We start from the raw sequence: 6,480 nt of genomic DNA on the forward strand, positions 1-6,480 counted from the left end.
AAAGAATGATGAATTTTAAAAAATCCTGCGACGTTTTGAAAATCGCTGTATCAAACAGATAAAAGAATAAGGATTAAACCCATGTCTGTATGCTATGATGACGAAAAACTTTGCCTTTCATTTGAGCCGATTCATGTGGAAGATGTCGAGGACTGGACTCATGAATCCCTCCATGTGCTGCTGGACAGAAAAGGACCCGGACATGAATTCTTAGGATGGATGGATCTGCCTTTGCAAAACCCGGAGGATCTTGAACCTTTATCCCGTGTGGCTGAGGAAATTAAAACAAGCGGCGACCTCCTGGTTTGTGTTGGTATCGGAGGGTCATATCTCGGTGCCAAAGCCGTTATCTCTTCCCTGTTTCCGGAAAACGACCGGATTCGCTTTGCCGGCCACCATTTGAGTCCGTTGGAATTGAGCCGGCTCTTGAAAGAACTTGAGAAGACTGATTTTTATATTAATGTAATTTCCAAATCAGGGACTACCATTGAACCGGGAGTGGCTTTTCGCTTTTTGAAACAATTAGCAGAAAAGAAATATGGGAAAGAGGCTTCCAAAAGGATTATTGCCACGACGGATGCTTCGAAAGGCGCCCTGCGTAAACTGAGTGAGCAGGAGGAATACCGGACCTTTACCATTCCGGATACTGTGGGTGGACGGTTTTCCGTACTGACTCCTGTGGGACTCCTGCCGATTCTTGCAGCCGGGGGAGATTTGAAAAAAATTCTGAAGGGTGCCATGGCCGGATATAAGCAGGGATCTCTTGATGACCGGCAAAATCCTGCCTTTCGCTATGCCCGGAACCGGAAAATCCTGTGGAAAAACGGCAAAGCTATTGAAATCCTTGCCTCTTTTGAGCCCCGGATTCATTATGTTGCCGAATGGTGGAAGCAACTTTTTGGAGAAAGTGAAGGAAAAGAGGGTAAAGGACTCTATCCCGCATCCGCCGACTTTACGACGGATCTTCACAGTCTGGGACAATGGATTCAGGAAGGATCCCGGAATATTTTTGAGACGTTCCTTGTGATTGATCACTATGATACGGACCTTGCCGTTGAAAAAGATGTGCAGAATCCGGACAATCTCAATTATCTGACTGGCAAAAAGCTGAGCTGGATAAACCGGAAGGCTTATGAAGGAACACGTCAGGCCCATGAAGAGGGCGGCGTGCCTGTCTCAACCTTTTATCTTGAACGCCTGGACGAAGAAAACCTCTTTGAATTGCTGGTTATCTTCGAATTTGCCATTGCTATCTATGGATATACTTTGGGCGTTAATCCTTTCGACCAGCCCGGTGTGGAAGCGTATAAAAAGAATATGTTCAGACTACTTGGGAAATAGTCTTTTAATCGTCAGTCGGCAGTCGGCAGTCGACAGTCGGCAGTCACCAGTTGTGTGTCAGGACATAGGTAACAGTTTTGTGTCAAGAGATAGGTAACACTTTTTTGGAAATAAGGTAGCCATCATTCTGGTTTTTGTCATACAATTATTTTACATCAAACAGCTTTAAAAGACATCATGTTCTTACAGCATGCAGGAATAAGTCGGGGTTCAATTATTTACACCATCAAAACAACCATTTCCCCATTTTCTTCACATGTCAGATAACCGTCCTTTGTGAATTTCCGGGGAATTACAATCCGCTGGCGTTTCCCCTCGGTTAAAATCAGGGGTTTATCTTTACTGTAAATGACACGGTTCAGTTCGGGCAGGTAGCAGCTGAAGCGCTGATGGATGAAATCCCGGTAGTACGTATTCACCAGGTCCAGTATATCCTCTAAAAAAGATTCAGGAGCTGATGTGTGACCTGTCAATTCATGGAGCGAGATGGCCGGCGTGCGGAGATTGGGGATATGCTGCATGGGATTGTTGAGGTTGATGCCCATGCCGATAACGGCGCGTGAATCCTGACTTGTGGACTGGCTTTGGATCAGGATACCGGCAATTTTGTGATGATCTGCGTAAATGTCATTAGGCCATTTGATCGTGAAAAACGCCTCGTGGGTTCTATCCGCCAGCACATTCCGGATAGCCAGGGCACAAAGCAGCACAAAGGGATAAAATGCGCTGAGCCTTGGGATATCCTCAAATAAAATGGAAAAATATAGTCCACCCTCAGGGGAGTTCCATATCCGGTTGTACCGTCCTCGTCCTTTGGATTGTTTTAAACTCCACAAGACATCTCCGGACCGGAACATTTTTTTCGGATCAGTAAGTAATATATCATTAGTTGATGTAATCTCTCTGATTTTAAAGACCCTTTTTGCAATATGGCGGTGGGGATAGGTAAATAACTTAAATTCAGCAGGGTTCAGATCTGCCATTGAATCATGGTCTCCGGTTTCAAAATTTTATTCAGTTCCGTTTCGGTCATCAGTTTTTTCTCCAAAACAATTTCCCGGATGCTTTTATCTTTTTCAAGAGCTTCTCTGGCCAGGGTGGAACACGTCTCATATCCCAGCCGGGGAAGGAGGGCGGTTACAATACCGATGCTACGCTCCACATATCCACGGGTCACCTCGGGATTGGCGGTGATATTACGGACAGTTCGTTTCGCCAGAACAATGCAGGCCTGACGGAGATGGCTGATACTCTTAAATAAGGACCAGGCAATCACCGGTTCCATCACGTTCAGTTGCAATTGTCCTGCCCCGGCTGCAAGGGTAATGGTTACATCATTGCCAATCACCTCAAAGGCTACCTGATTTACCACCTCGGGAATGACGGGATTTACCTTGCCGGGCATGATAGAGCTTCCGGGCTGGACAGGGGGGAGGTTGATTTCATGGAGTCCGGCACGTGGACCAGAAGCAAGGAGACGCAGATCATTGCAGATTTTATTCAGCTTGGTGGCAACCCGTTTCAGCACGCCGCTCACCTGCACATAGGCACCGGTATCCTGTGTGGCTTCCACCAGATTTTTGGCTGTGGCCATTTTTTTGCCGGTGATAGCCTCCAGGTGTTTTCTCACCGCTTCCGTGTATTCCGGATCGGCATTGAGTCCCGTCCCGATGGCTGTGGCTCCCATGTTGATCTCTTCCAGCAGTTTATCCAGCTCTTTCACCCGCTCAATATCCTCACTGATCATGATGGAAAAGCTGGAAAATTCCTGTCCAAGGGTCATGGGGACGGCATCCTGGAGTTGAGTCCGTCCCATTTTAATGATATCCTTAAATTCTTTGCTCTTTGCATTAAAAGCTTTGGAAAGCTGTTTCATGGCACCGATGAGAAGCTGCAGACTGAACCGCAGGGCAATACGCAATGCAGTGGGGTACACATCGTTGGTACTCTGGCTCAGATTAACATGATTGTTGGGATGGCAGTATGTGTACTCACCCCGTTTATGTCCCAAAATTTCCAAAGCCCGGTTGGCAATTACCTCGTTGGCATTCATATTGGTGCTGGTTCCGGCACCACCCTGGTATACATCCACTACAAAAGCTTCATGATGGCTCCCGTCGATAATTTCATCACATGCCTGAATCATGGCGTTTGCTACGGATTCATCCAGTTTTCCAAGCTCATGATTGGCCATGGCTGCCGCTTTTTTCACCATCGCCAAAGATTTGACCAGCGCAGGAACCTTGCTGATGCCGATACGTGAGATTGGGAAATTTTCCAGGGCTCTCAGAGTCTGAATGCCATACAGAGCCTCTTCGGGTACATCCCGTTCACCCAGCAGGTCGTGTTCTTTTCGTGTATGATGAACCACATCCGTCCCTTCCGGGGACTGCACATGGATCATGCTGTGGGCAAAGGCTTTGTAGGCATTTTTCTGAAGTCTATCGTAAATCTCTTTGTAATGGTTACGCAGCTTTTCCAGCCCCTGAAAATCCAGTTCCAGGGTTTTCAGCACCGTTGCTGCCTGTCCGGATGTCTTGTGGGGGGAATGATCCTGCCGGAGTATCCGTTCCGATATCACGGATCCTGCCTGATACATGGCTTTTGGCATCATTTCATCCCCGATCCCCTGGAGGATGGTCAGGCGTCCGCTGAGAATGATGTACAAGGCTTCCCGGGGCATGCTTTCGTGAAACAGAAATTCATCTTTCGGATAGGTTTTAACCCGGGAAAGCCTTACCACAATGTCCAGATCCTTTTTTTGAAATGATTTGAAAAGGGGCTGACTTTCCAGGATTGCCAGGATTTCATTTTTTTTCATGGCTCATTACCTGTTTATAATTGACGGGATAATTTACACAAGCCCCGGCAAAGAGAAACAGGACTTTTTTACTTTCTATAATGAACATAAGTTCATAATATAACATCTTATACTTGGAGGAAGAGCGATGAAAATCTTATTTCCATCAACAGGCGAGAATCTTGATTCAGAGATGGACAACCGTTTTGCACGGGCGGACTGGTTTGTTGTAGTAGATACGGAAACCATGGAATCTTACGCTTTATGGAACGGAGAAAAAGAAGGCGGACATGGTGTAGGCCGTGTCGTGGCTCAGTATGTGATGGATGCCGGTGTGGATATGGTTGTGGCTCCCCAGATAGGCCCCAAGGCCATGTCTGCTCTCGAAAGTGCCGGTGTCCGGACAATAACCGGTAAAAACGGCATAATTCGTCGTATCGTGGAAGATATTGTGGCTGATCAATGAATCTGGCAATCGTCAGCGGAAAAGGGGGAACAGGTAAAACCACCCTTGCATCAAACCTTGCGGCGTATTTGTCCCGACAGCGGGATGTCCGTCTTTTGGATGCCGATGCCGAGGAGCCCAATGCCGTTTTGTTTTTTCGGGCGGATATCCATCGGGATGTGGCGGTGTCCGTAATGGTTCCGGAAATCCTTCATGAAAAATGCACCCGTTGCCGTAAATGTGTGGATATATGTGAATATAATGCCCTGATGATGACCCGGAAAGGAGTCCTGTTGAGTCCGGATTTGTGCCATAGTTGCAAGGCATGTATGTATGTGTGTCCCGAAAAGGCAATTCTTGAAAAGCCCCGGGAAATCGGTCGGATACGTGAGTATGTGTGTGACGGTTATCCCCGTCTTCATGTGATTGAGGGAGATTTGCATCGTGGGGAGAGCCGTGTTACTCCGGTTATTGATGAGGTTTTGAGTTATGCGGGTCCATGTACCATCGTGGATGCCCCACCGGGAACTTCCTGTCCTGTTGTAGAAACGGTAAAACATGCAGACCGTGTTTTGGTCGTAACGGAATCGACACCTTTTGGTTTGCACGATCTGAAAGGTGTTGCATCCATGCTTCGTTTGATTCGACGTCCTTTTCAGGTTGTAATTAACCGTCATGGACAGGGGGATAACGGAGTGGAAACCTGGTGCCGGGAAGAGGGGATTCCTGTTTTATTGAAAATTCCTTTTCGGGAAGATTATGCCAATGTGATCGCCGGCGGCGGTTTATTGATTGAACATTTTCCCCGGTTTCGGGAGGATATAGCCCGCCTGGCAAAAGATATGTGCAGAAAGGTATTATGAAAGAACTTGTGGTCATCAGTGGAAAAGGGGGAACAGGCAAGACCAGCATCACAGGGGCTCTGGCTGTTTTATGGCCCGATGCCGTTTTTGCCGATTGTGATGTGGATGCCTCAAATTTGCCCATCCTCCTGAATCCGGAAATCCGTGAAAAAATGCCCTTCAGCGGTGGGAAAAAGGCAAGAATTTTGGAGGATAACTGCACAGGATGCGGCTTGTGCGAGTCCTTGTGCAGTTTTCATGCCATTTCTCAGGTGGGTAACGGTATGTACCAGGTGGACTCTCTTGCCTGTGAAGGGTGCGGTTTGTGTTTTCGTGCGTGTCCCACGAATGCCATCCGTTTTGAACCTGTTATAAACGGGGATTTGTATGTTTCCCATACAGTCTGGGGAAAACTTATTCATGCAGATTTATACCCCGGTGAAGAGAATTCAGGAAAGCTGGTAACGGCGGTACGGCAGAAAGCCGGGGAAATTGCAGATGCGGAGGGGAAAACGTGGATTCTCACGGATGGGGCACCGGGGACAGGTTGCCCGGTCATTGCTTCCCTTACCGGAGCCACAGGTGTCCTTATTGTGACTGAACCGGGGGTCTCGGCTATCCATGATCTGGAGCGGATCGTGGAATTGACAAATTATTTTTCTATTCCTGCCATGATACTCATCAACAAGGCAGATATTTCTCCTGAACAGAGAAAGCGTATCCGGGCCATTGCCAAAAGGGAGTCTATACCGGTTTTGGGAGAGATTCCTTATCATTCGTCCTTTACTCAGTCCCAGATCAAGGGACAACCTGTCACCCTGGAAGGCGAACCGGAACTGCGCCGGTTGTTTGAGGACTTAAGGCAGGACATCCTGGAAAAACTCGCCTGAAAAATCCATCAAAATATTTTGTATCATCAGTGAAAAGTCCTATATTTTTCGGCTGTTTGAAAGGCAGTCAAAGGAGAGGTGGCCGAGTGGCTTAAGGCGACGGATTGCTAATCCGTTTTGCGGGGTTACCTGCAACCAGGGTTCAAATCCCTGCCTCTCCGC

At 47.6% G+C, this 6,480-nt stretch carries 6 protein-coding genes and 1 tRNA gene; 5 read left to right on the forward strand and 2 right to left on the reverse strand.

The window, feature by feature from the left end:
- Positions 1 to 81: 81 nt before the first annotated feature.
- Complete coding sequence (locus J7K63_08105) at positions 82 to 1,341, forward strand: glucose-6-phosphate isomerase (protein MCD6234984.1); 1,260 nt, start codon at positions 82 to 84, stop codon at positions 1,339 to 1,341.
- A gap of 218 nt (positions 1,342 to 1,559) precedes the next feature.
- On the opposite strand, the gene J7K63_08110 is transcribed toward J7K63_08105, so the two are convergent.
- Together J7K63_08110 and aspA are read right to left on the reverse strand one after the other, a co-directional pair.
- Positions 1,560 to 2,324 carry a biotin--[acetyl-CoA-carboxylase] ligase gene (locus tag J7K63_08110; protein ID MCD6234985.1) on the reverse strand — a complete coding sequence of 255 codons (765 nt, stop codon included), beginning with the start codon at positions 2,322 to 2,324 and terminating at the stop codon, positions 1,560 to 1,562.
- A complete protein-coding gene (gene aspA, locus J7K63_08115) occupies positions 2,312 to 4,162 on the reverse strand; it encodes an aspartate ammonia-lyase (protein ID MCD6234986.1) in 1,851 nt (616 codons plus the stop codon). The genes J7K63_08110 and aspA overlap by 13 nt, the downstream gene beginning before the upstream one ends.
- A 127-nt stretch (positions 4,163 to 4,289) precedes the next feature.
- Here aspA and J7K63_08120 point away from each other — a divergent pair, with 127 nt between their 5' ends.
- From J7K63_08120 to J7K63_08135, 4 genes are all read left to right on the forward strand, one after another.
- Positions 4,290 to 4,607 (forward strand): NifB/NifX family molybdenum-iron cluster-binding protein, encoded by a 318-nt coding sequence (locus J7K63_08120; GenBank protein ID MCD6234987.1) that lies wholly within the window; start codon positions 4,290 to 4,292, stop codon positions 4,605 to 4,607.
- Positions 4,604 to 5,449 (forward strand): ATP-binding protein, encoded by an 846-nt coding sequence (locus tag J7K63_08125; protein ID MCD6234988.1) that lies wholly within the window; start codon positions 4,604 to 4,606, stop codon positions 5,447 to 5,449. Before J7K63_08120 ends, J7K63_08125 begins: the two co-directional genes overlap by 4 nt.
- The gene (locus J7K63_08130; protein ID MCD6234989.1) at positions 5,446 to 6,318 is read left to right on the forward strand and encodes an ATP-binding protein; all 873 of its coding nucleotides are present in this window, start codon (positions 5,446 to 5,448) and stop codon (positions 6,316 to 6,318) included. The genes J7K63_08125 and J7K63_08130 overlap by 4 nt, the downstream gene beginning before the upstream one ends.
- Positions 6,319 to 6,390: 72 nt before the next feature.
- A tRNA-Ser gene (locus J7K63_08135) sits at positions 6,391 to 6,479 on the forward strand.
- Position 6,480: the final 1 nt, after the last annotated feature.

This window comes from Candidatus Neomarinimicrobiota bacterium (genome assembly GCA_021157965.1).
In the GTDB taxonomy this organism is placed as follows: Bacteria; Fidelibacterota; Fidelibacteria; order Fidelibacterales; family Fidelibacteraceae; genus Fidelibacter.

Coding starts and splice junctions, on each gene's coding strand:
- J7K63_08105 (MCD6234984.1), top strand. CDS start 82: ATGTCTGTATGCTATGATGACGAAAAACTTTGCCTTTCATTTGAGCCG.
- J7K63_08110 (MCD6234985.1), bottom strand. CDS start 2,324: ATGGCAGATCTGAACCCTGCTGAATTTAAGTTATTTACCTATCCCCAC.
- aspA (MCD6234986.1), bottom strand. CDS start 4,162: ATGAAAAAAAATGAAATCCTGGCAATCCTGGAAAGTCAGCCCCTTTTC.
- J7K63_08120 (MCD6234987.1), top strand. CDS start 4,290: ATGAAAATCTTATTTCCATCAACAGGCGAGAATCTTGATTCAGAGATG.
- J7K63_08125 (MCD6234988.1), top strand. CDS start 4,604: ATGAATCTGGCAATCGTCAGCGGAAAAGGGGGAACAGGTAAAACCACC.
- J7K63_08130 (MCD6234989.1), top strand. CDS start 5,446: ATGAAAGAACTTGTGGTCATCAGTGGAAAAGGGGGAACAGGCAAGACC.